This window comes from Streptomyces sp. NPDC054975 (assembly GCF_053609105.1).
The window spans coordinates 18,708-41,278 of the sequence record NZ_JBSGWV010000017.1; the positions used below are offsets into that span (position 1 = coordinate 18,708).

Here is a 22,571-nt window from a genome sequence, read left to right on the forward strand (position 1 = left end):
GGCCGCAGGACCGGTCCCGGGGCCCCAGCGGCTACATCCGGGAGACGTTGCGCTCGTACACCAGGCGCAGGCCGACCAGGGTCAGCCAGGGCTCGTGCTCGTCGATCTGGGCGGCCTCGCCGAGGACCATCGGGGCGAGGCCACCCGTCGCGATCACGGTCACGGACGACGGGTCGCCGTCGCGGCCCACCAGGTCGCGCTTCATCCGGGCCACCACGCCGTCGACCTGACCGGCGAAGCCGAAGACGATGCCGGACTGCATCGCCTCGACGGTGTTCTTGCCGATCACGCTGCGCGGGCGGGCCAGCTCGATCTTGCGGAGCTGCGCGCCGCGGACGCCGAGCGCCTCGACCGAGATCTCGATGCCGGGCGCGATCGCACCGCCCGCGTACTCGCCGCGGGCGGTGATCGCGTCGTACGTCGTCGCCGTGCCGAAGTCGACCACGATCGCCGGGCCGCCGTAGAGCTCGACCGCCGCGACCGCGTTGATGATGCGGTCCGCGCCGACCTCCTTCGGGTTGTCCGTGAGGATCGGTACACCCGTCTTGACGCCGGGCTCGACGAGGACGGCCGGGACGTCGCCGTAGTACCGCCGGGTCACCTCGCGCAGCTCGTGCAGCACCGAGGGGACCGTCGCGCAGATCGCGATGCCCTCGATGCCGTCGCTCAGCTCTACGCCGAGCAGCGGGTGCATGCCCATCAGGCCCTGGAGCAGGACCGCCATCTCGTCGGCCGTACGGCGCGAATCGGTCGAGATGCGCCAGTGCTCGACGATCTCCTCGCCGTCGAAGAGACCGAGGACCGTGTGCGTGTTGCCGACGTCGATGGTGAGCAGCATCAGGCCCGCACCTCGCGCAGGTCGAGGCCGATGTCGAGGATCGGGGAGGAGTGCGTGAGCCCTCCCACCGCGAGGTAGTCCACGCCCGTCGCCGCGTACGCCGCCGCGTTCTCCAGGGTGAGGCGGCCGGAGGACTCCAGGATCGCCCGGCCGGCGACCAGGGCGACCGCCTCCTCGGTCTCCAGGGGGGTGAAGTTGTCGAGCAGGATCAGGTCCGCGCCCGCGTCCAGGACCTCGCGGACCTGGTGCAGCGTGTCGACCTCGACCTCGATCGGCACGTCCGGGAACTGCTCCCGTACGGCCTTGAAGGCCTGCGCGACGCCGCCGGCGGCCACCACGTGGTTGTCCTTGACGAGCGCGGCGTCCGACAGCGACATGCGGTGGTTGACGCCGCCGCCGCAGCGCACCGCGTACTTCTCCAGGGCGCGCAGGCCCGGCGTGGTCTTGCGGGTGTCGCGGACGCGGGCCCCGGTGCCCTCCAGGACGTCCGCCCACGCGCGCGTGGCGGTGGCGATGCCGGAGAGACGGCACAGGATGTTCAGCGCGCTGCGCTCGCCGGTGAGCAGGTCACGGGTACGGGTGGTGACGCTCAGGAGCTTCTGGCCGGGCTCGACGCGGTCGCCGTCCTCGACGTGCCGCTCGACCTCGAAGGTGTCGGTGCACACGATCGACATCACGGCCTCGGCGATCCGCAGGCCGGAGACCACGCCGGCCTCGCGCGCGGTGAAGTCGGCGGTGGCGATCGCGTCCTCGGGGACGGTCGCGACGGTGGTCACGTCCACGCCGCCGTCGAGGTCCTCCTCGATGGCCAGGTGGGCGATGTCCTCGACCTGGACCGGGTCGAGGCCGGCGTCGGCGAGCAGCTGCGCGAGCGCCGGGTCCAGGCCGCTCTCGTAGACCTCGTCGGTGCAGCCGCAGCCGTCACCGCAGCCGCCGGTCTCCTCGCTGGGGGCGCTGATCTGGATGAGGGGGACGTCCACGGGCTGCGGACGTGCTTCTTCGGGCGTGCTCACGACTGCGGCTCCTTGGATGCGTCGGCGACATCGGCGGTTACGGGCGGAAATTCTGCGGTGGCGGTGGGGTGGACGGCCAGTTCGCCCCCGGGCTCGCGGCGCACGATCAGGTGGCGGCGCCAGGCCTCGTCGTCGCGCTCGGGCCGGTCCTCGCGCCAGTGGCAGCCGCGGGTCTCCTCGCGGGCGAGGGCGGCCGTCACCAGGGCCTCCGAGACCTCCAGGAGGTTCGCCGTCTCCCAGGACTCGGTGCGGGGCTCGACGGACTCGGCGAGGTGGTTCGTGACGGCGTCGGTGGCCAGGGTCTCCAGGGCTCCGGCCGCCCTGCGGAGGCTCTCCTCGGAGCGCAGCACGCCCGCGTTCGCGCTCATGACACGCTGGATGTCGGCGCGCAGCTTGGGCGCGAGCACCGGCACCACGCGCGCGTGGGGCGCGGTGACCGGGGGCCGGGACACCCGGGCGGCCCCGGTGAGGTCCGCCGCGATCCGGTCGGAGATCCGCTCGGCGAAGACCAGGCCCTCCAGGAGCGAGTTCGACGCGAGCCTGTTGGCGCCGTGGACACCCGTACAGGCCACCTCACCGCACGCGTAGAGGCCCGGGACGGTGGTCCGGCCGTTCAGGTCCGTGCGGACGCCGCCGGAGGCGTAGTGGGCCGCCGGGGCGACCGGGATGGGTTCGGTGACCGGGTCGATACCGTGGGCGCGGCAGGCCGCGAGGATCGTCGGGAAGCGCGTGGCCCACATCTCGGCGCCGAAGTGCCGGGCGTCCAGGTACATGTGCAGGGCGTCCCGCTCCCGCATACGGCGCATGATCGCCTTGGCGACGATGTCGCGCGGGGCGAGTTCGGCCAGCTCGTGCTGGCCGACCATGAAGCGGACCCCGTCCGCGTCGACGAGATGGGCGCCCTCGCCCCGTACCGCCTCGGAGACCAGCGGCTGCTGGCCCTCGGAGCCGGGGCCGAGGAAGAGCACCGTCGGGTGGAACTGGACGAACTCCAGGTCGGAGACCTCGGCCCCGGCGCGCAGGGCGAGCGCGACGCCGTCGCCGGTGGAGACCGCCGGGTTCGTGGTGGCGGAGAAGACCTGGCCCATGCCACCGGTCGCGAGGACCACGGCGGGGGCGTGCACGGCGCCGACGCCGTCCTCACGGCCCTCGCCCATGACGTGGAGGGTGACACCCGCGGTGCGGCCCTCCGCGTCCTTCAGGAGGTCCAGGACGAGGGCGTGCTCGACGGTGCGCACGCCCCGGTCCCGTATCGCCTCGACCAGGGCGCGGGAGATCTCGGCTCCGGTCGCGTCGCCGCCGGCGTGGGCGATCCGGCGGCGGTGGTGGCCGCCCTCGCGGGTCAGGGCGATCTCGCCGTCCGCGGTCTTGTCGAAGTCGGCACCGGTGGCGATCAGGCGGCGGACGGCGTCGGGGCCCTCGGTGACCAGGAGCCGGACGGCCTCGGTGTCACAGAGCCCGGCGCCCGCGACGAGGGTGTCGTCCAGGTGCTGCTCGGGGGTGTCGCCCTCACCGAGCGCGGCGGCGATGCCGCCCTGCGCCCAGCGGGTGGAGCCGTCGTCCAGGCGGGCCTTGGTGACGACGACCGTGCGCAGTCCGGCGGCGGTGCAGCGCAGGGCGGCGGTCAGCCCGGCGACACCGGAGCCGACCACGACGACGTCGGCGTCGATGGACCAGCCCGGCTCGGGGGCGTGCAGCCGTATTCCAGTCACGAGGTGGCTCCGAACATCAGCGGAATGTTGTCGATCAGCCGCGTGCTGCCCACGCGCGCGGCGACGGCGAGGATCGCCTCGCCGTCGTGGTCGTCGGCGACCTCGGTGAAGTCGGCCGGGTCGACCAGGGCGAGGTAGTCGAGGGTGAGCGGCGGCTCGGCCTTCGCCGCCTCGTCGACGACGGCGCGGGCCGCGGCCCGTACGGCTTCGGCGCCGCCGCCCTCGGACACCTGGGCGACGGCGTGGGCGTCGGCCGCGGCACGAGCCTCGCCGAGCCGGGAGAGCGCCTCCGCGCGGGCGTCGGCCCGGTTCTGGGCGCCGGGCAGGGAGGCGGCACGCGCGCGCAGGGCGTGCTGGGCGGCGAGCCGGTCTCCGGCGGCGAACAGGGCACGGGAGAGGGCGAGGGCGGTGCGGCGCTCGCCGGCGGAGAGGTACCGGTTACGGCTGGAGAGGGCCAGGCCGTCGGACTCGCGGACGGTCGGCACGCCGACGATCTCCACCGGGAAGTTCAGGTCGCGGACCATCCGGCGGATCAGGGCCAGCTGCTGCGCGTCCTTCTGGCCGAAGAAGGCCACGTCGGGACGGGTGAGGTGGAGCAGCTTGGCGACGACGGTGAGCATGCCGTCGAAGTGCCCGGGCCGGGAGGCGCCTTCGAGGCGCTCGCCCATGGGGCCCGCGCTGATCCGGACCTGCGGCTCCCCGCCGGGGTACACCTCGTCGACGGAGGGCGCGAAGACCGCGTCGGCGCCGGCCTCCTCGGCCGTCCCGAGGTCGGCGTCCAGGGTGCGGGGGTAGCGGTCGAGGTCCTCGCCCGCGCCGAACTGCAGCGGGTTGACGAAGACGGTGACGACGACGAAGCCGTCGGGGCCGACGTGCTCACGGGCCGTGCGGACGAGGGTGGCGTGCCCCTCGTGGAGCGCGCCCATGGTCATGACGACGGCGGTGCGGTGGTTTTCGGCCGCCGCGGGAGCGCCGGGGGTCGCCGTGCGGCGGGCCGCGAGGGCGTGGAGTTCGTCCGCCGTACGGACCAGGGCGAAGGTCGTCGATGTCATCGGTCGGTCTCCCCGTCGGCGAGCACACCCAGCAGGTCTTCGGCGAGCTCGGGCTTGAGCAGGCCGTGCGCGAGCGCCCGGTCGGCGGTCGTGCGGGCCATCGCCAGATAGCCGGCGACGGTGCCGGGCGCGTGCTTGCGCAGCTCGGCGACATGAGCGGCGACCGTGCCCGCGTCCCCACGCGCGACGGGGCCGGTGAGCGCCCCGTCGCCGGAGCGCAGGGCGTTGTCCAGGGCGGCGCCCAGGAGCGGGCCGAGCATCCGGTCGGGGGCGACGACGCCGGCCGTGCGGAGCAGGTCCATGGACTGGGCGACCAGCGTGACCAGGTGGTTCGCGCCGAGGGCGAGGGCCGCGTGGTAGAGCGGGCGGGACTCCTCGGCGATCCACTCGGGCTCGCCGCCCATCTCGATGACCAGGGCCTCGGCGGCCAGCCGCAGCTCCACGGGCGCGGTCACCCCGAAGGAGCATCCGGCGAGCCGCTGGACGTCCACGGAGGTGCCGGTGAAGGTCATGGCGGGGTGCAGGGCGAGGGGCAGGGCACCCGCCCGTCGGGCGGGGTCCAGGACCTTCACGCCGTACCGCCCGGAGGTGTGCACGAGCAGCTGACCTGGCCGTACGGCACCGGTGTCGGCGAGGCCCTCGACCAGGCCCGGCAGGGCGTCGTCGGGAACGGTCAGCAGCACCAGCTCGGCCCGGGCGAGCACCTCGCCGGGCGGCACGATCGGCACGTCGGGGAGGAGGTCCGCGGCGCGCCGGACGGACGCGTCGGAGACGGCGGAGACGGCGACGGGGCGGTGTCCTGCGAGCTGGAGGGCGGCGGCGAGGGCGGGTCCCACCCGGCCGGCTCCGACGACGCCGACGGTGAGTCGGGCGGGTCGGTCTTCCGCTCGGGGTTCTGCTCGGGACTCAGCTGGTTGGTTCACGCGGCAACGGCCTTCCGTTCCAGTCCGCGGGGGGTACCGGACGATTTCTGGTCATGCTACGCCAGCGTTTCGTCCTCCTCCGTGACTGTCCACAGGGTGTGGGCGGTGGTGTGATGATCGGCCATGGACGAAGGCTCGGGCGAAGGCGTGGACGAAGGCATGGGCGAAGGCGTGGACGAGGGCGTGGGCGAGGACATGAGCGGCCGGTCGGACGAGCCGGTGGACGAGCCGATGGACGCGGCCGAAACGCGGCGGTACCAGGCGCAGCTGTGGGGCTCCGCGCGGCGGAAGCTGGCGCACTCGCCGGTCGAGGGCACGGTCGGGGACCGCCTGCGGCAGCTCGCCGACTGGGCCGGGGACACCGAGGACGACGGCGGCCACCTCGACGCGTACGGCGACGGTCTCGTCGAGGAGGTCGAGCGGCGGGTCGCCCGGGAGCTCGGGCTGCCGGCGGCGGTGTTCTTCCCCACCGGGACGATGGCCCAGCAGGTGGCGCTGCGCTGCTGGGCCGGGCGGACCGGCAGCCCGGTCGTCGCCCTGCACCCGCTCGCCCACCCCGAGGTCCACGAGAGCGGCGCCCTGGAGACGGTGAGCGGGCTGCGGACGGTCCACCCGACGGACGAGCCCAGGCTGCCGACCGCCGATGAGGTACGGGACCATCCGGAGCCGTTCGGGACGCTGATGCTGGAGCTGCCGCTGCGGGACGCCGGGTTCGTGCTGCCGTCCTGGGACGAGCTGGTGGAGGTCGTGGAGGCGGCGCGCGAGCGGGAGGCGGCGGTGCACGTTGACGGCGCGCGGCTGTGGGAGTGCGCCCCCCATTTCGGGCGCGGCCTGCGGGAGATCGCGGGGCTCGCGGACAGCGTGTACGTGTCCTTCTACAAGTCCCTGGGCGGCCTCTCCGGGGCGGCCCTCGCCGGCCCGGAGGACGTGATGGAGGAGGCCCGGGTGTGGCGGCACCGGTACGGGGGCCAGGTCTTCCAGCAGTACCCGGCGGCCGTCTCGGCCCTGCGGGGCCTGGACCGGGAGCTGCCCCGTCTGCCCTCGTACGTGGCGCACGCGCGCGTGGTGGCGGGATGGCTGCGGGCGGCCTTCGAGGAGGCCGGGGTGCCGTGGTTCCGTGTGCACCCGGAACCCCCGCACACGCACCAGTTCCAGGTCTGGCTCCCGTACCCCCCGGACGTCCTGACGGCGGCGTCCGTGGCGCTGACCGAGGCGACCGACACGGTCCTCTTCCGCCGCTGGCGCAGCCCCGGCGCGGGCGGCCCACCGGGGGTGGCGATGGCGGAGGTGACGGTGGGCGAGCCGGGCCTCGCGTGGACGGAGACGGACGTACGGGAGGCGGTACGGGCGTTCCTCGCGCTGCTGCCTTAGTGGGGCGGCTCAGCAGGCCTTCGGGGGGAATCGGCGGCTCAGCGCCGTACGGAGGCGGCCCCGGGCGGGCCGCCCGGCCAGGACCGCGCGGAAGCGGCGGCGGTCACGGAGGGCGCGGAGGGCCGCGACGTCGTGGGTACCGGGCAGAGGCGGCATCCGCTCGTCGTGCTGCGCGGCGCGGTAGGTGTCGAAGAGGTACTGGTGCATCGCGTTCATGACCTCACGATGCGGCCGCCCAGAACGCGCGGTCGCGCCGATTGACGGGCGATGTCAAACGACGCGACAGCACCCGCCGGGCGTCGCGCACCATGGGGACCGTGACCGTGACCATCGACATCACCGGGCTGCCGCACGAGCGGATCGTCTTCTGTCCCTCCCCGCTCGCCGAGCTCGGCGCCGCGCTGCACGCGCTCGCCGAGCCCGCGCACCACTCCGGTCTGCACGGCTGGGCCACGACCACCGCCGCCGCCCTCAAGCCCGAGCTCGCCGACCGGATGCACGAGGCCGACTTCATGTGGCGCTCCACCCGGTCCGACCTCCTGCTGCCCGCCCGCCCGCGCCCGACGCTCGCCGAGGAACTCGACGACCTCGACCGGATCGACGACGAGAGGTTCGTCGGCGCGGCGCTGGAGATCTCCTGCAACAGCCAGTACGGCGACGGCCTGCCCTCCCCGCTCGTCGACCGGCCCGCCCGCCGCCGCGCCCTCGACCTGGCCGCCGCGCGCGGCCCGCGCCAGGCCGCGTTCGTGGAGCGGATGCTCGCCGACCCGCCCGGCACGCGCGCGTGGATCCGCCGCCTCATGGAGGACTGCGACGACGCGTTCTTCGCCGACACCTGGAGCCGGGTCCGGGTCCAGCTCGCGGCCGACGCCCGCCACAAGACCGAGCTGCTGCGCCGCAAGGGACTCGCCGAAGCGGTCGCGGACGCCTCCCCGGCGATGAGCCTGGAGGAGGACGCCCACGGCGCCCGGATCGTCATCGACAAGCTGCTCCACGGCCGTACGACCGCGCAGGGCTCGGGGGTCACGTTCCTGCCGACCGCCTTCGGCCGGCCACACCTCTTCGCGCTGCACGCGCCGGGCTGGCAGCCGGTGGTGCAGTACCCCGTCTCCACCCGCGAAATCGCCGGCACCGCGCCCGTGGAGACCGTCAAGCTCCGGCTCGAGGCCGTCGCGCACCCGATGCGGATGCGGATGTGCCGCAGCCTCGCCCGCGCCTCGTTCACGACGAGCGAGCTGGCCGACGCGTACGGCATCACCGCGCCGGAGGTCTCCCGGCACCTCGCCGTCCTGAAGAAGGCCGGACTGCTCACCACCCAGCGCCGCGGCCGGTACGTCCTGCACCAGCTGGACGTGACCGTCGTGGCCCGCCTGGGCAGCGACTTCCTCGAAGCGGTCCTGCGCTAGCGCCCGCGCCGCCCTCGGCCGGAGCGGCTCAGCCCGCCCCGCCGCCCGCCCGCACCAGGCCGGTCTCGTACGCGAGCACCACCACCTGCACGCGGTCGCGCAGGTCCAGCTTGGTGAGGATCCGGCCGACGTGCGTCTTCACCGTCGCCTCCGACAGCACCAGTCGGGCGGCGATCTCGCCGTTCGACATGCCCTGGGCGACCAGGAGCATGACCTCCCGCTCCCGCTCGGTGAGCCGCTCCACCTCCTTGTGCTGCGGCTCCTTCCCCGAGGACGGCAGCATCGGCGAGAAGCGGTCCAGGAGGCGGCGGGTCGTGGACGGGGCCACCACCGCGTCGCCGCTGTGCACGGAGCGGATCGCGCCGAGCAGCTCCGCCGGCGGCACGTCCTTCAGCATGAAACCGCTCGCGCCCGCCTTCAGACCGGAGAAGGCGTACTCGTCGAGGTCGAACGTGGTCAGGATCAGGACGCGCGGCGCACCGGGCTCCGCGCAGATCCGCCGGGTCGCCTCGACGCCGTCCAGCTTGGGCATACGGACGTCCATCAGCACCACGTCCACGGCCGTGGACCGCAGCACCTCCAGCGCCTCCACGCCGTCGCCCGCCTCGGCGACGACCTCCATGTCCGGCTGAGCGGCGAGCACCATGCGGAAGCCGGTGCGCAGCAGCACCTGGTCGTCGACGAGCATCACGCGGATGGACATGGAGATCCTTAAGGGTCGTCAGTGGGCGGGCTTGAGCGGGAGCAGGGCACTGATGCGGAAACCGCCCCCGGGGCGCGGTCCCGCGTCCAGGGTGCCGCCGACCATGCCGACCCGCTCCCGCATGCCGATCAGGCCGTGGCCCCGGCCGTCGGCGCCCCCGTCCTCGTACATCTCGTGGGTCGCGCCGCGCCCGTCGTCCTCCACGAGCAGCCCGAGACCGTCGTCGAAGTAGACCAGACGGACACTCGCGCCGACGTCCGGACCGCCGTGCTTGCGGGTGTTGGTGAGCGCTTCCTGCACGATCCGGTACGCGGTGAGTTCGACGCCGCTCGGCAGCGGGCGCGGGGTGCCCTCGATCCGGAAGTCCACGGTCAGACCGGCCCCCCGGACCTGCTCGACCAGGTCCTCGATCTGCTCGACGTCCGGCTGCGGCACGTACTCCCCCGCCTCCTTGTGCTCGCCGGTGCGCAGGATGCCGAGCAGCCGGCGCATCTCGGCCAGCGCCTGCCGGCCGGTCGAGGAGATCGTCTCCAGGGCCTGCTTGGCCTGGTCGGGCGAGGCGTCCAGGACGTAGGCGGCACCGTCGGCCTGGACGACCATCACCGACACGTTGTGCGCGACGACGTCGTGCAGCTCGCGGGCGATCCGGGCGCGCTCGGCGGCGACGGCGACCTTGGCCTGCGCCTCGCGCTCCTGCTCCAGGCGGGAGGCGCGCTCCTCCAGCTGCGCGAAGTAGGCGCGGCGGGTACGCAGGGAGTCGCCGAGCACCCAGGCGAGGGCGAACGGCACGGTCATGATGATCGTGAAGAAGACGTGGGCCGCCGTGGAGCCGATCTCCTCCTGTTCCGGCCAGCGCAGCTGGGAGAGCGTCGCGGCGCTCAGACCGCCGGCCAGGGCGAGGCGGGAGGCCCAGCGCGGGCCGTCGTGCGCGGCGACGGTGTAGATGATCACCAGCATCGCGAAGTCGGCGACGAACGGCATCAGCCCGAAGGCGAGCTGGACGACGCCCAGGACGACCGTGAGCACCAGCGTCTTCTCGGGCGCGCGCCGCCGCAGGGCCACGACCAGGGAGAGCAGCAGCGCGACGACGCCGTACGCGACGGGGTGCCCGATCGGGGGGTAGGACGAGCCCACCCACAGCAGGGAGAACCCGAAGAGGACGACGGCCCAGAAGCTGTCGACGCCTGTCGGGTGTCTGCGGATGAAGTCGTAGAGGCGCTGCACGTCACCCAGCGTAGGGAAAGCGGATAGGTGCAGGGGTCAACCGTGGGGTCGATCCTTGACGCGAGGGCCGTACTCCCCAAGGTGGAGACTGGGGCTCGTGACGGATGAGACGTGTCAGTGGCAGGGGTGGCGCGAGGCCACGGAGCAGGCGTTGTACGGCCCTGGGGGCTTCTTTCTGCGCCCTGAGGGCCCTGCGGGTCACTTCCGCACCTCGGTGCACGCCTCCCCGCTCTTCGCGGGGGCGGTCGCCCGGCTGCTGGGCGAGGTGGCGGAGGAGCTGGGGTCGGACGAGGTCACGTTCGTGGACGTCGGCGCCGGGCGCGGCGAGCTGGTGACGGGCGTCCTCGCGGCCGCCTCCGCGCTGGGGCTTTCGGTACGGGCGTACGGCGTCGAGCGCGCGGAGCGGCCGGCCGGGCTCGACCCCCGGGTGGCGTGGACGGACCGGGTGCCGGAGGGGATCCGGGGGCTGCTCTTCGCGAACGAGTGGCTCGACAACGTGCCGGTGGACGTGGCGGCCGTGGACGACTCGGGGGTCGTGCGGTACATCGAGGTGCGGGCGGCGGACGGCGCGGAGCGCCTCGGGCGAGCGGTCGAGGGGCCGGACGCGGAGTGGCTGGAGCGATGGTGGCCGCTGACGGAGCCCGGCGAGCGGGCGGAGATCGGGCGCACGCGGGACGAGGCGTGGGCGGCTGCGGTCGGCCGCGTGGCGGCGGGGCGGGCGGTGGCGGTGGACTACGGGCATGTACGGGGGTCCAGGCCGCCGTTCGGGACGCTGACGGGGTTCCGGGGCGGGCGGGAGGTGCCGCCGGTGCCGGACGGGTCGTGCGACGTGACGGCCCATGTGGCGATGGACGCGTGCGCCTCGACCGGCGGGGGCGGGGACGTGGAGAGCCAGCGCGAGGCGTTGCGGGGGCTGGGCGTGAGCGGCGCCCGTCCGGCGTTGTCGCTCGCGACGAGTGATCCGGGGGCGTATGTGCGGGCGCTCGCGGCGGCGGGGGAGGCGGCCGAGCTGACGGGGCGGGGTGGGCTGGGGGACTTCCTGTGGCTCACGCGGCGGGTCGGCGACGGCGGTGCGGGGGCCTGAAGGGCACCGCCCCCGGGCGAGGGGCACGACAAGGCACCGCCCCCGTGGGTTGTGCCCACCCTCCCCCAAGCTCTCGGCTTCGCTCGAGCAGGGGGACCCCGATCGCCCTGCCGGACGATTGCCCACAACGGTGGGGGCGGTGGGGACCGTACTGCGGGACGGTTCCCTCTGGGGGTGGCTCGGCAGGGATACTGCTCCCATGACGGAGACGACGGTCGGAATCGGCGGGGCGGCGGAGAGCACCGACATGGTGCTGAACATCGGGCCGCAGCATCCCTCGACCCATGGCGTGCTCCGGCTGCGGCTGGTTCTCGACGGTGAGGTGATCCAGCGGGCCGAGCCGGTCATCGGCTACATGCACCGGGGCGCCGAGAAGCTCTTCGAGGCGCGGGACTACCGGCAGATCGTCATGCTCGCCAACCGCCACGACTGGCTGTCGGCCTTCTCCAACGAGCTCGGTGTCGTCATGGCCGTCGAGCGCATGCTCGGCATGGAGGTGCCCGAGCGGGCCGTCTGGACGCGGACGCTGCTCGCCGAGCTGAACCGGGTGCTCAACCACCTCATGTTCCTCGGCTCGTACCCCCTCGAACTGGGCGGTATCACCCCGGTCTTCTACGCGTTCCGGGAGCGCGAGGAGCTCCAGGCCGTGATGGAGGAGGTCTCCGGCGGCCGGATGCACTACATGTTCAACCGGGTCGGCGGCCTCAAGGAGGACCTGCCCGCCGGGTGGCTGGACCGGGCGCGCGCGGCCGTCGCGGACGTGCGGTCGCGGATGGACGTGTACGACAAGCTGGTCCTCGGCAACGAGATCTTCCGGGGCCGTACCCGGGGCGTCGGCGTCCTGACCGCGACGGCGGTGCACGCGTACGGCGTCTCCGGGCCCATCGCCCGTGCCTCCGGTGTCGACTTCGACCTGCGGCGCGACGAGCCGTACCTGGCCTACGGGGAGCTTCAGGACACGCTGAAGGTCGTCACCCGCGAGGAGGGCGACTGCCTCGCCCGCTTCGAGTGCCTCCTGGAGCAGACCCACAACTCCCTGGACCTGGCGGACGCCTGCCTCGACCGGCTCGCGGATCTCCCCCAGGGGCCGATCAACCAGCGGCTGCCGAAGGTGCTCAAGGCCCCGGAGGGTCACACGTACGCCTGGACCGAGAACCCGCTCGGCATCAACGGCTACTACCTGGTCTCCAAGGGCGAGAAGACGCCGTACCGGCTGAAGTTGCGCTCGGCGTCGTTCAACAACATCCAGGCGCTGACGGAGTTGTTGCCGGGCACGCTCGTCGCCGACATGGTGGCGATCCTGGGCTCGCTCTTCTTCGTCGTCGGCGACATCGACAAGTAGGCGGCGCCGCGCGGGTCAGGCCGCGTGGTGACGCATGACCACGAAGTCCCTCGGGTCCTTCTCCGGGCGCCTGTGCTCGACCACGGCCCAGCCCCAGCGTTCGTAGCGCTCCCGCAGCTCGGGGACGTCGAGCGTCATCAGCAGGCGCGGCGCGGGGGCGTCGGCGAGGAGGGCGTCGTGCAGGGCGCGGCCGAGGCCGAGGCCCTGGTGGGCGGGGGCGACGACGAGTTCGGCGAGTTCGAAGGCCTCCTGCGCGCCGCCCGAGAGCACGGTGTCGAGCCAGCCGGCGGCGAAGCCGGTCACGGCGCCTTCGGCGTCGAACGAGGCGACGCAGCGCAAGCCGGACCCTCCCCACGCCGCCCTGCCGAGCAGCCGCTCCACCGTCCGCAGGGCGCCGCGCGGCGGTTCGTGCCAGGGCGGGCCGCAGAACGCCTGCGCGCACAGGGCGATCCACTCGTCCCGCCGCGCGAGGACGTCCTCGGCGGCGAGTGCCCGGACCGTCAAGAGCCGACCACTCCGCGCAGCTCGGCGACGTCGATCTGCTCGGTCTCGTCGTGCGCGGTCAGGTCGATGACGTTGCCGATCGCCCGCTGTTCGGGGGTGCGGCGGGCGACGGTCGCGAGGACCTCCTCGCCCACGACGTCGGCCAGGTCGGCGTCCTGGACGGCCTCGATGGCCGCCGCGGCCTTCCGCGTGCCCTCAAGGGCCTGCGTACCGAAGAAGTCGAAGCCGCCCTCGGGGCGGCCAGGGCGGCGTGAGGCGTACGGGACGATCGCGGAGGCGGCCGGTACGGCCCGTACCGCAGGGACGGCGGAGGGGACGGCCGAGAGGGCCGTCGAGGGGGCGGGTACGACGGCGGTCGACGGTCGAGCGTGCTGCTCGCTCCCGGCGGCCGCCGCGTGCTTCCCCTGCGGCTCCTCCGTCTCCCGGGCGCGCTCGGCGAGATCGCGACTGCGGGCGGCCTCGGCCGTACGGCGGGCCTCCTGGGCGGCGGCGTTGCGCGCGAGGTCGCGCAGGGCCTCGGCGGCCTGGCGGTAGGCGGCGGGGGTGGGCGTGGATCCGACCGCCGTCAGCTCCTTGGCCGGAACGGACGACTCCAGGGCGAGCTGCCTTCGGCCTTCGAGGGCGCTGGCCCGCTCGGTCTCGGCGGTGGCGTACCGGCGCAGCAGCGCCGCGTGCTCGCCGCGCAGTCCGGCCAGTTCGACCCGCTTGGCGCGGAGCTTGGCGTCCAGCTTGGCCCTCAGCTCGCGCGACTCCTCCAGGTCGGCTTCGAGCTCGGCTATCCGCTCCTCGGTCTTCCACTGGTCCGCCGTACGCGCCCGGGTCAGCTCCGCGACCTGACGGCCGGCGCTCCGGTCCCAACTGCGCATGATGACGCCACCGGTGACCGCGGCCGCCGCCGCGGCGGCCACGAGCAGCCGCAACGCCACGGGATCGGCGAGCAGCCAGGCGCCCGCGGCACAGACGACCGACGCTCCGGCGACCGCGGAGGGCGGCAGAAGCTTGTGCAGGGGAGGTGAATGGCGGTGGCGTCCACGTGGCATGGCCTGAAATTTACCGTGCGTAGGCGCTGTGTGGGGTGTCGGCCCGGCAATCTCTTGGCCACTTCTCGCCGTCATGACCGAGTCCCGGCGGGAACCGGGCCGACTCCCCTCCCCCGGGCCTTACTTCGTGACCAGGCCCTTCGACTCCAGATAGGTCTTCGCCACGTCCGCGGGCTTCGCGCGCTCGGCGTCGACCTTGCGGTTCAGTTCGGCGAGATCGGCCGTGGTGAGGGCCTTTGTGATCTTGTCGAGAGCGGCCGCGATCTCGGGCGATCCGGCGTCCTTCGCATTGACCACCGGCAGCACATTGTCGGCGTTCTGGAGCTTCTTGTCGTCGTCCAGGAAGACCAGTCCGAAGGAGTCGATCGTCGCGTCCGTGGTGGTGGTCAGCACCAGCTGGTCCACACCGTCCTTGACCGCCTGCTTGGCCTGCGGGGTGCCGACTCCCTTGGGGTCGATCCCGGTCACGTCGATGCCGTAGGTCTTCTTCAGGCCGGGCGCGCAGAACGGCCGTATCTCGCATTCGTCACCGGCCGCGATCTTCACCTTCACCTTGGCGGCACCGAGGTCCGAAAGCGTCTTCAGCTTGTTCTTCTCGGCGAATTCCTTCGAGACCGCGAAGGCGTTCTGGTCGACGGCCTCGCCGAACGCGAGGACCTTCAGGCCACGCGGCTCGGCGAGCTTCTTCAACGCCTCCACCGTGGCGGCCGCGTCGCCGGACGCGACCGGCTTCTCCTCGGCCGCCTTCGGGCCGTTCACCTTCGCATTGAGGAATTCCGCGATCGTCGCCGCGTATTCCGGTACGACGTCGATCTCGCCCTTCTCCAGGGACGGTTCGTACAGCTCGCGGTTCTTCACGGTGGTGATGGTCGCGTCGTATCCGGCGTCGTTCAGCACCTGCGCGTAGAGCTCCGCGAGCACCTTGGACTCGGTGAACGCGGCGGCACCCACGACGAGGGAGCCCTTCTTCCCGCCGGACGAGGAGCCGCCGCCCGCCTTGCCCTGCTCCAGGCTGTCGCCGCCGCACGCGGCGAGCGAGACGGTCAGCGCCGCCGTACCCAGTACCGCACCCGCGATACGCGAGGTCCTGCTCACGAGATCACTCCTAGTCGTCGTTCCGTGTCACAAGCGGTTCGTTCCGTGCACAAGCGGTTCGTTCCGTGCCAGGCGTTCGTACGCATCACCTGGGCGGGCGCTCAGGCGCGCCGGCCGAGCAGCCGGTCCGCCCCCACCAGGACGACCTCCACGACCAGGGCGAGCAGTGCCACCAGCAGGGCGCCCGCGACCACCTGCGGGGTGTTGTAGGTGTTGAATCCGGCGGTGATGATCCGGCCCAGGCCGCCCTGGCCGACCATGGCCGCGATCGTCGCGGTGGCGACGACCTGCACGGCGGCCGACCGCAGCCCGGTCATGATCAGCGGCCGGGCCAGGGGCAGTTCGACCTTCAGGAAGAGCTGTCCGCCCGACATGCCCATCCCCCGCGCGGCCTCCACGACCGCCCGGTCCACCTCACGCATCCCCACGTACGCGTTGGTGAGCAGCGGCGGTATCGCGAAGAGCACCAGGGCGATCACCGTCGGCACATACCCCGCGTTGCGCAGCGGCGACACCATGAACAGGGCAAGGACGGCGAAGACGGGGATCGCCCGCCCGACGTTGGAGACGTTGACGGCGAGCGCGCCGCCCCGGCCGACGTGCCCGAGCGCGAGGCCCAGCGGCAGCGCGATCGCACAGGCCAGCAGCAGCGCGATCCCGCTGACGTACGCGTGCTCACCGAGGCGGTGCCACACCCCGCCGTCGCCCGCCCAGTTGGCGCCGGTGGTCAGCCAGCTCCAGGCGTCCGCCACGATCCCCACCGCTCACTCGCCCCCCGGCGCCGTACGTATGCGGGTCCACGGGGTGAGCAGCCGCTGCACGCCCAGGAGCAGCAGGTCCGCGACCACCGCGAGCAGGACGCACAGCACCGAGGCCGCGAGCACCTGCGCCTTGAAGAACGTCGGCAGCGCGTCCTCGATGAGGTTGCCGAGGCCGCCCCGCCCGACGATCGAGCCGACCGTCGTGAGCGCGATCGTGGAGACCGTCGCCATGCGTATTCCGGCCATCAACGCGGGCAGCGCCAGCGGCAGTTCGACCTCCCAGAGCAGCCGCCCCGAGCCGTATCCCATGCCGCGGGCGGCCTCCCGCGCCTCGGCCGGCACCGCGTCCAGGCCGGCCACCATGTTCCGCACGAGGATCGTCAGGGAGTACAGCACGAGGCCCGTCACGACCAGCGCGGCGGACAGCCCGAAGAAGGGCAGCAGCAGCGAGAACATCGCCAGCGACGGAATCGTGTAGAGCAGCGTCGTCAGGCCGAGCACCGGCCCGGCGAACCGCGGCCGCGCCCGCACCAGCAGCGCCAGCGGAAAGGCGACGGCGATGCCGACGAGGACGGACACGGCCGTGATTCCCACGTGCTGGAGCAGCGCGTCGGTCAACTCCTGGCTGCGCGTGCGCAGATACTCGCCGCAGATCCAGTCGTTCGTCACCAGACAATTCGCCGCGCTCATGTACCCTCCCCCCGGTCACCAGCCGTTGCCGAACGTATGTATGACCGACCCTAACCCCCGGCACCGACAATCGCCGAGGACCTCACGGTGCGGCAACACGCCCTTCACACACACCTGTCACCCAGCGGTCAGAATGGGGAACATGATCCGGTTCGAGCATGTGACCAAGCGGTACGCGGACGGAACGACCGCCGTCGACGACCTGTCCTTCGAGGTCGCCGAGGGTGAACTGGTGACGCTCGTCGGCCCGTCCGGCTGCGGCAAGACCACCACGATGAAGATGGTGAACCGGCTCATCGAGCCGACCGAGGGCCGCGTCCTCCTCGACGGCGAGGACATAGCCGCGATCGACCCCGTCCACCTGCGCCGCCGCATCGGATACGTCATCCAGCAGGTCGGCCTCTTCCCGCACCGCACGGTCCTCGACAACACCGCGACCGTCCCGCACCTCCTCGGCGTCCCGCGCGCCCGGGCCCGCGCCCGCGCCGCCGAACTCCTCGACCTGGTCGGCCTCGACCCGAAGACGTACGGCTCCCGCTACCCCGAGCAGCTCTCCGGCGGACAGCGCCAGCGCGTCGGCGTGGCCCGTGCGCTCGCCGCCGACCCGCCGGTGCTCCTGATGGACGAGCCCTTCGGCGCGGTCGACCCCGTGGTCCGCGAGCGCCTCCAGAACGAGTTCCTCCGCCTCCAGTCGCAGGTCCGCAAGACCGTCCTGCTCGTCACCCACGACCTGGAGGAGGCCGTCCGCCTCGGCGACCGGATCGCCGTCTACGGCCAGGGCACGATCGAGCAGTTCGACACCCCGGCCAGGGTCCTCGGCGCCCCCGCCACCCCGTACGTCGCCGACTTCGTCGGCGCGGACCGCGGCCTCAAGCGGCTCTCGGTCACCACCGTGGACTCCGCCGCCCTGGAGGAGGTCCCGGCGCTCCGCGCGGGTGACACGGCACCCGAAGGCGCCCCCTGGTCCGTCGTCCTCGACGCCGACGGCCGCATCACGGGCTGGGTCGCCGCGGACGAACCCGGCCGCACCCGCCCCGCCCCGGAGCCGGTGCCGCTCGGCGCCTCCCTCCGGGAGGCACTGGCCGCGCTGCTCCAGCACGACACCGGCTGGCTGCCCGTCACCGACCCCGCCGAAGGCGGCCGGTACGCGGGCGTGCTCACCCCGGCCGCCGTCCACCGGGCCCTGCGCGCGGCGTCCCCGGCGCCGGCCGAGAACGCGCAGAACACTCCCCCCAAGACACTCAGTCCGCGCTGAGCCGCCCGCTCATCCACACCAGGCCGGGCGGGATCTCCCGGTTCCAGGTGTTGAAGTTGTGCCCGCCGCTGTCCAGCGTGATCGAGGAGACCCGCGCCGGGGCCTTCACCTTCTTGACGAAGGCGCGGGTCCCGCTCAGGTTCCCCTCGCCCTGCTTCGAAGTCGTCACCAGGAACGACGACTTGCCCTGCGGCAGGTGGTCCAGGCTCCACAGCAGGTCCGCCCGCTTGCGCGCCTTGTCGTCGCCGTGGAAGAGGTCGCCCGTCGTCACGTCCTCGGCCGCCTTGTAGTACGCCGAGAACCCCGCGCCCGCCGCGAACCGGTCGGGGTGGTGCAGCGCGATCTTCAGCGCGCAGTAACCGCCCGTCGAGTTCCCCATGAACCCCCAGTTCCGGGCCTTCGTCCCCACCCGGTACGTCTCCGAGACCGCCTTCGGCAGGTCCTTCGCGAAGAAGGTCTCCGTCTTCGGCCCACCCGGGATGTCCACGCACTCGGTGTCCCGCGGCGGCGCCACGGTCGGCCGCAGCATCACCAGGATCATCGGCCGCATCTTCTTCTCCTTGGCCTGGAGGAAGGCGGTCTTCGGGTACTTCAGCCCCTTGAGCAGGTTCTCCGCCGTGCCCGGGTAGCCGGTCAGCACCAGGGAGGCCGGGAAGGTGGCCTTCTCGTACCCCTTCTGGAAGTACTCCGGCGGCAGGTACACGTACGCCGGCGAGGTGATGCCCGACTTCTCGCCCGCGACGACGACCTTCTGTATCTGCCCGCCGACCGAGGGCTTGGAGCCGCCGGGCACGTCCAGCGCCTGCGTACCGACGACCTTCAGGTCCTTGGAGCCGGCCGAGTGGTCGACGACCACCCCCATGTCCTGCTCCTGGCCGAAGAGGTCCGCCCAGGAACCGTAGAAGAGGAAGGAGTTGTTCGCCGCGAGGCCCACCGAGGCGAAGAGCGCCAGCTGGGTGGCGAGCAGCAGCCCGATCCTGCCGAGGACGGCCCGGAAACCGCCCCGCGCCAGCCGCGGCCACAGCCAGACCGTGGCCACGAAAAGCACCACCGCCAGCGCGACCGCCAGCGCCAAGACCTTGTTGCTGGTGAGACCCATGAGACGACCGAGCCCTCTTCCTGAGAAATTCCTGTGGGTGAATGAACCCGCCTCCCCGCGAAGCCGTCCTAGAAGGCGCAAACCTCCGGCCCCGGCCCGCCCCTGACCACCGCGCGGCCGCCGGAGAATCAATCTTTCGCGGAGCCACGGGAAGCACGGGAAGCGATGTCTGTCACGGTAGATGGGGACAAGTCAGGATTGGTTCCGGTTCGGGTGCGCCGGATTCTGCGCGGACCGCGCCCCGAGAAGGTGCCCGCCCTCGTCGGAACGGCCTGCACGCTCATCGGCCTGATCGACATCGCCGCGGGCGTCTTCCCGCGCTTCCGGGCCAGCCGGATGCACGCCATCGCCGAAGTACTGCCCGGCACCCTCGGCCCGCTCAGCGCGGCCCTCTCCCTCAGCGCCGGCGTCCTCCTCCTGCTCCTCGCCCACGGCCTCAAGCGCCACAAGCGCCGCGCCTGGCGGGCCGCCGTCGTCCTCCTGCCGCTCGGCGCCGTAGCCCAGTTCGTCTGGCGCCACTCCGTCCTCGGCGCCCTGCTCTCCCTCGCGCTGCTCGCCCTGCTCGTACGCCACCGGGACCAGTTCGCCGCCCTGCCCGACCCCCGCAGCCGCTGGAAGGCGCTCGCCAACTTCGTCCTCATGGGCGCCGGCTCGATCCTCCTCGGCCTCGTCATCGTCAGCGCCCACCCGCGCCGCGTCGTCGGCAGCCCCAGCCTCACCGACCGCCTCGAACACGTCCTCTACGGACTCTTCGGCTTCGAAGGCCCCGTCGGCTACACCAACGGCGTCGACTGGACCGTCGGCTACTCCCTCGGCGCCCTCGGCATGCTCACCGCCCTCACCACCATCTACCTCGCCTTCCGCCCCGAGCACCCCGCCGCCCGGCTCACCGAGGACGACGAGACCCGGCTGCGCGCCCTGCTCGCCAAGCACGGCAGCCGCGACTCCCTCGGCCACTTCGCGCTCCGCCGCGACAAGGGCGTCGTCTTCTCCCCCAGCGGCAAGGCCGCCGTCTGCTACCGCGTCGTCTCCGGCGTCATGCTCGCCAGCGGCGACCCCATCGGCGACGTCGAGGCCTGGCCCGGCGCCATCGAACGCTTCATGGACGAGGCCAAGGCCCACTCCTGGACCCCCGCCGTCATGGGCTGCTCCGAGACCGGAGGCGAGGTCTGGACCCGAGAGACCGGCCTCGACGCCCTCGAACTCGGTGACGAGGCGGTGGTGGACGTCGCGGATTTCTCCCTCTCCGGGCGCGCCATGCGTAACGTCCGCCAGATGGTGAAGCGGATCGAGCGCAACGGCTACACCACCAAGGTGCGGCGCGTCCGAGACCTCAGCGACGGCGAACTCGCCCGCGTCCGCCGCGCCGCCGCCGACTGGCGCGGCACCGACACCGAACGCGGCTTCTCCATGGCCCTGGGCCGCATCGGCGACCCCGGCGACGGCGACGCGGTGATAGCGACCGCCCACAAGAGCGACGAGGACGGCACCGACTCCGCGTACGGCGACCTGAAGGCGATCATCCACTTCGTGCCCTGGGGCCCCGACGGCATGTCCCTCGAGCTGATGCGCCGCGACCGCTCCGCCGACCCCGGCATGAACGAGCTCCTCATCGTCGCCGCCCTCCAGGAGTCCCCGCGCCTCGGCATCGAGCGCGTCTCCCTCAACTTCGCCATGTTCCGCGCCGCCCTGGCCCGCGGCGAGAAGATCGGCGCGGGACCCGTCCTCCGGCTCTGGCGCGGACTGCTCGTCTTCCTCTCCCGCTGGTTCCAGATCGAGTCCCTGTACAAGTTCAACGCCAAGTTCCGGCCCCGCTGGGAGCCCCGCTTCGTCGTCTACCGCAAGAGCCGCGACCTGCCCCGTATCGGCTTCGCCGCCATGCAGGCCGAGGGCTTCGTCAACCTCGAACTGCCCCGCCCCTTCGCCCGCCGCAAGGCCTCCGCCGAACCCCGCCCCTGCGCCCACATCGTCGCCCCGCAGGCCGACCGCGAGGTCCACGCGGCGTGAGCCGGAGGCCCGTGCGGCACACGGCCCGCGGGAGCGCACGGCCCGGGCCCGTAGGCCCGACCGGCCGCCCGGGCCCTACGCTGGGCGTATGAGTACGTCGATCGGTCGAGGCACGGCCTTGGGCCTGCCGGAGTGGGACCGCTGCGCGGTCATGGGCGTCGTCAACGTGACCCCGGACTCCTTCTCCGACGGCGGCCGCTGGTTCGACACCACGGCCGCCGTCAAACACGGGCTCGACCTCGTCGCCGAGGGCGCGGACCTCGTCGACGTCGGCGGCGAGTCCACCCGCCCCGGCGCCAGCCGGGTCGACGAGGACGAAGAGCTGCGCCGGGTCGTCCCCGTCGTCCGCGGCCTCGCCTCCGAAGGCGTCACCGTCTCCGTCGACACCATGCGCGCCTCGGTCGCCCGCGCCGCCGTCGAGGCGGGCGCCGCACTCGTCAACGACGTCAGCGGCGGCCTCGCCGACCCCGCGATGGTCCCCGCCGTCGCCGCCGCCGAGGTCCCCTTCGTCGTCATGCACTGGCGCGGCTTCAGCCAGGACATGAACAGCCTCGCCGTCTACGACGACGTCGTCGGCGAGGTCGTCACCGAACTGCGCCGCCGCGTGGAGGCCGTCGTCGAGGGCGGCATCGACCCCGAGCGGATCGTGATCGACCCCGGCCTCGGCTTCGCCAAGCTCGCCCCGCACGACCTGGCCCTCGTCGCCCACCTCCGCGAACTGCGCGGCCTCGGCCGGCCCCTGCTCGTGGCCGCCTCGCGCAAGCGCTTCCTCGGCCACGTCCTGGCCCACGAGGGCTCCGCCCCACCGCCCGCCCGCGAACGGGACGCCGCCACCGCCGCCGTCTCCGCCATCGCCGCCCACGAGGGCGCCTGGGCCGTCCGCGTCCACGAAGTCAGGGCCACCGCCGACGCCGTCCGGGTCGCCAGGGCCGTCGAAGGAGCCCGGTGACCCACCAGACCGACACCGCGGCGGTCGAGGCCGCCAACACCGCCTTCTACGAGGCGATGGAACTCGGCGACTTCGAGGCGATCACCGCCCTCTGGCTCGACGACGGCGCCACCCCCATCAGCTGCGTCCACCCCGGCTGGCCGGTGCTCTCCGGGCGCGGCGAGGTCCTCCGCTCGTACGCGCTGATCATGGCGAACACCGAGTACATCCAGTTCTTCCTGACGGACGTGAAGGTCTCCCTCGGCGGCGACGTCGCCGTGGTCACCTGCACCGAGAACATCCTCAGCGGCGGACCGGCCGAGGACGGCGCCGAGCTCGGGCCCCTCGTCGGGCAGCTCGTGGTCGCCACCAATGTGTTCCGCCGCACATTCGACGGCTGGAAGATCTGGTCCCACCACGGCTCCCCGGTCCTCGCCGAATCGGACGACGAGGAGGACGAGGAGCCCGGCGCCTGACGGGATCCGGGGGCCGTTCGGGTGACGCCGGGGATTGGAATCCGGTGC

Annotated in this window: 22 protein-coding genes; 8 read left to right on the plus strand and 14 right to left on the minus strand. The window is 72.9% G+C overall.

All coding sequences use genetic code 11. The features are described from left to right. Positions 1-31 precede the first annotated feature (31 nt). From ACWF79_RS17555 to ACWF79_RS17575, 5 genes are read right to left on the minus strand one after another with little or no spacing between them, the layout of a single operon-like run. A complete protein-coding gene (locus ACWF79_RS17555; RefSeq protein WP_453728984.1) occupies positions 32-838 on the minus strand; it encodes a type III pantothenate kinase in 807 nt (268 codons plus the stop codon). Next, positions 838-1,851, minus strand: coding sequence for a carboxylating nicotinate-nucleotide diphosphorylase (nadC, locus tag ACWF79_RS17560; protein ID WP_453728985.1), 1,014 nt, complete (start codon positions 1,849-1,851; stop codon positions 838-840). Before nadC ends, ACWF79_RS17555 begins: the two co-directional genes overlap by 1 nt. Further along, positions 1,848-3,563: an L-aspartate oxidase gene (locus tag ACWF79_RS17565; protein ID WP_453728986.1), complete on the minus strand. Its 1,716-nt coding sequence runs from the start codon at positions 3,561-3,563 to the stop codon at positions 1,848-1,850. The genes nadC and ACWF79_RS17565 overlap by 4 nt, the downstream gene beginning before the upstream one ends. Further along, positions 3,560-4,615: a pantoate--beta-alanine ligase gene (panC, locus tag ACWF79_RS17570; RefSeq protein ID WP_453728987.1), complete on the minus strand. Its 1,056-nt coding sequence runs from the start codon at positions 4,613-4,615 to the stop codon at positions 3,560-3,562. Before panC ends, ACWF79_RS17565 begins: the two co-directional genes overlap by 4 nt. Then, positions 4,612-5,538, minus strand: coding sequence for a Rossmann-like and DUF2520 domain-containing protein (locus ACWF79_RS17575; RefSeq protein ID WP_453728988.1), 927 nt, complete (start codon positions 5,536-5,538; stop codon positions 4,612-4,614). Before ACWF79_RS17575 ends, panC begins: the two co-directional genes overlap by 4 nt. A gap of 123 nt (positions 5,539-5,661) precedes the next feature. Between ACWF79_RS17575 and ACWF79_RS17580 the strand changes: the two genes are divergently transcribed. After that, a complete protein-coding gene (locus tag ACWF79_RS17580; RefSeq protein WP_453728989.1) occupies positions 5,662-6,909 on the plus strand; it encodes a threonine aldolase family protein in 1,248 nt (415 codons plus the stop codon). Positions 6,910-6,918: 9 nt separating this feature from the next. Here ACWF79_RS17580 and ACWF79_RS17585 read toward each other — a convergent pair whose 3' ends face one another. Further along, on the minus strand, positions 6,919-7,125 hold the full coding sequence (locus ACWF79_RS17585) for a hypothetical protein (protein WP_453728990.1): 207 nt from the start codon (positions 7,123-7,125) through the stop codon (positions 6,919-6,921). A gap of 92 nt (positions 7,126-7,217) precedes the next feature. On the opposite strand from ACWF79_RS17585, the gene ACWF79_RS17590 reads away from it, so the two are divergent. Then, positions 7,218-8,315: a DUF5937 family protein gene (locus ACWF79_RS17590; RefSeq protein ID WP_453728991.1), complete on the plus strand. Its 1,098-nt coding sequence runs from the start codon at positions 7,218-7,220 to the stop codon at positions 8,313-8,315. Positions 8,316-8,343: 28 nt separating this feature from the next. Here the strand turns inward: ACWF79_RS17590 and ACWF79_RS17595 are convergent, their stop codons facing one another. Further along, the gene (locus ACWF79_RS17595; protein WP_453728992.1) at positions 8,344-9,018 is read right to left on the minus strand and encodes a response regulator; all 675 of its coding nucleotides are present in this window, start codon (positions 9,016-9,018) and stop codon (positions 8,344-8,346) included. A gap of 18 nt (positions 9,019-9,036) precedes the next feature. After that, positions 9,037-10,242, minus strand: coding sequence for a sensor histidine kinase (locus ACWF79_RS17600; protein WP_453728993.1), 1,206 nt, complete (start codon positions 10,240-10,242; stop codon positions 9,037-9,039). A gap of 97 nt (positions 10,243-10,339) precedes the next feature. Here ACWF79_RS17600 and ACWF79_RS17605 point away from each other — a divergent pair, with 97 nt between their 5' ends. Together ACWF79_RS17605 and ACWF79_RS17610 are read left to right on the plus strand one after the other, a co-directional pair. Continuing rightward, the gene (locus ACWF79_RS17605; protein ID WP_453728994.1) at positions 10,340-11,326 is read left to right on the plus strand and encodes an SAM-dependent methyltransferase; all 987 of its coding nucleotides are present in this window, start codon (positions 10,340-10,342) and stop codon (positions 11,324-11,326) included. 199 nt (positions 11,327-11,525) lie between these two features. Then, positions 11,526-12,668: an NADH-quinone oxidoreductase subunit D gene (locus ACWF79_RS17610; protein WP_453728995.1), complete on the plus strand. Its 1,143-nt coding sequence runs from the start codon at positions 11,526-11,528 to the stop codon at positions 12,666-12,668. 15 nt (positions 12,669-12,683) lie between these two features. Here ACWF79_RS17610 and ACWF79_RS17615 read toward each other — a convergent pair whose 3' ends face one another. The 5 genes from ACWF79_RS17615 to ACWF79_RS17635 form a co-directional block, all read right to left on the minus strand. Next, positions 12,684-13,172: a GNAT family N-acetyltransferase gene (locus ACWF79_RS17615; protein ID WP_453728996.1), complete on the minus strand. Its 489-nt coding sequence runs from the start codon at positions 13,170-13,172 to the stop codon at positions 12,684-12,686. Next, the gene (locus tag ACWF79_RS17620) at positions 13,169-14,212 is read right to left on the minus strand and encodes a hypothetical protein (protein WP_453728997.1); all 1,044 of its coding nucleotides are present in this window, start codon (positions 14,210-14,212) and stop codon (positions 13,169-13,171) included. The genes ACWF79_RS17615 and ACWF79_RS17620 overlap by 4 nt, the downstream gene beginning before the upstream one ends. A 120-nt stretch (positions 14,213-14,332) precedes the next feature. Continuing rightward, positions 14,333-15,307 carry an ABC transporter substrate-binding protein gene (locus ACWF79_RS17625; RefSeq protein WP_453728998.1) on the minus strand — a complete coding sequence of 325 codons (975 nt, stop codon included), beginning with the start codon at positions 15,305-15,307 and terminating at the stop codon, positions 14,333-14,335. A gap of 101 nt (positions 15,308-15,408) precedes the next feature. Next, a complete protein-coding gene (locus tag ACWF79_RS17630) occupies positions 15,409-16,068 on the minus strand; it encodes an ABC transporter permease (protein WP_453728999.1) in 660 nt (219 codons plus the stop codon). A gap of 3 nt (positions 16,069-16,071) precedes the next feature. Further along, a complete protein-coding gene (locus tag ACWF79_RS17635) occupies positions 16,072-16,758 on the minus strand; it encodes an ABC transporter permease (RefSeq protein WP_315892571.1) in 687 nt (228 codons plus the stop codon). Between the two features lie 142 nt (positions 16,759-16,900). Between ACWF79_RS17635 and ACWF79_RS17640 the strand changes: the two genes are divergently transcribed. Further along, on the plus strand, positions 16,901-18,013 hold the full coding sequence (locus ACWF79_RS17640) for an ABC transporter ATP-binding protein (RefSeq protein WP_453729000.1): 1,113 nt from the start codon (positions 16,901-16,903) through the stop codon (positions 18,011-18,013). On the opposite strand, the gene ACWF79_RS17645 is transcribed toward ACWF79_RS17640, so the two are convergent. Further along, the gene (locus tag ACWF79_RS17645) at positions 18,000-19,112 is read right to left on the minus strand and encodes an alpha/beta hydrolase (protein WP_453729001.1); all 1,113 of its coding nucleotides are present in this window, start codon (positions 19,110-19,112) and stop codon (positions 18,000-18,002) included. The genes ACWF79_RS17640 and ACWF79_RS17645 overlap by 14 nt on opposite strands. Before the next feature lie 165 nt (positions 19,113-19,277). Between ACWF79_RS17645 and ACWF79_RS17650 the strand changes: the two genes are divergently transcribed. From ACWF79_RS17650 to ACWF79_RS17660, 3 genes are all read left to right on the plus strand, one after another. Further along, complete coding sequence (locus ACWF79_RS17650; RefSeq protein ID WP_453729002.1) at positions 19,278-21,119, plus strand: phosphatidylglycerol lysyltransferase domain-containing protein; 1,842 nt, start codon at positions 19,278-19,280, stop codon at positions 21,117-21,119. An 88-nt stretch (positions 21,120-21,207) separates the two neighbouring features. Further along, positions 21,208-22,068 carry a dihydropteroate synthase gene (gene folP / locus ACWF79_RS17655; protein WP_453729003.1) on the plus strand — a complete coding sequence of 287 codons (861 nt, stop codon included), beginning with the start codon at positions 21,208-21,210 and terminating at the stop codon, positions 22,066-22,068. Next, complete coding sequence (locus tag ACWF79_RS17660; RefSeq protein WP_453729004.1) at positions 22,065-22,523, plus strand: nuclear transport factor 2 family protein; 459 nt, start codon at positions 22,065-22,067, stop codon at positions 22,521-22,523. Before folP ends, ACWF79_RS17660 begins: the two co-directional genes overlap by 4 nt. The last annotated feature ends 48 nt before the right edge of the window (positions 22,524-22,571 follow it).

Bases quoted from the DNA above. Each gene is read 5' to 3' on its own strand.
- folP (WP_453729003.1), top strand. From the start codon at position 21,208: ATGAGTACGTCGATCGGTCGAGGCACGGCCTTGGGCCTGCCGGAGTGG.
- ACWF79_RS17620 (WP_453728997.1), bottom strand. From the start codon at position 14,212: ATGCCACGTGGACGCCACCGCCATTCACCTCCCCTGCACAAGCTTCTG.
- ACWF79_RS17610 (WP_453728995.1), top strand. From the start codon at position 11,526: ATGACGGAGACGACGGTCGGAATCGGCGGGGCGGCGGAGAGCACCGAC.
- ACWF79_RS17585 (WP_453728990.1), bottom strand. From the start codon at position 7,125: ATGAACGCGATGCACCAGTACCTCTTCGACACCTACCGCGCCGCGCAG.
- ACWF79_RS17595 (WP_453728992.1), bottom strand. From the start codon at position 9,018: ATGTCCATCCGCGTGATGCTCGTCGACGACCAGGTGCTGCTGCGCACC.
- ACWF79_RS17555 (WP_453728984.1), bottom strand. From the start codon at position 838: ATGCTGCTCACCATCGACGTCGGCAACACGCACACGGTCCTCGGTCTC.
- ACWF79_RS17650 (WP_453729002.1), top strand. From the start codon at position 19,278: ATGTCTGTCACGGTAGATGGGGACAAGTCAGGATTGGTTCCGGTTCGG.
- ACWF79_RS17590 (WP_453728991.1), top strand. From the start codon at position 7,218: ATGGGGACCGTGACCGTGACCATCGACATCACCGGGCTGCCGCACGAG.
- ACWF79_RS17635 (WP_315892571.1), bottom strand. From the start codon at position 16,758: ATGAGCGCGGCGAATTGTCTGGTGACGAACGACTGGATCTGCGGCGAG.
- ACWF79_RS17645 (WP_453729001.1), bottom strand. From the start codon at position 19,112: ATGGGTCTCACCAGCAACAAGGTCTTGGCGCTGGCGGTCGCGCTGGCG.
- panC (WP_453728987.1), bottom strand. From the start codon at position 4,615: ATGACATCGACGACCTTCGCCCTGGTCCGTACGGCGGACGAACTCCAC.
- ACWF79_RS17640 (WP_453729000.1), top strand. From the start codon at position 16,901: ATGATCCGGTTCGAGCATGTGACCAAGCGGTACGCGGACGGAACGACC.
- ACWF79_RS17580 (WP_453728989.1), top strand. From the start codon at position 5,662: ATGGACGAAGGCTCGGGCGAAGGCGTGGACGAAGGCATGGGCGAAGGC.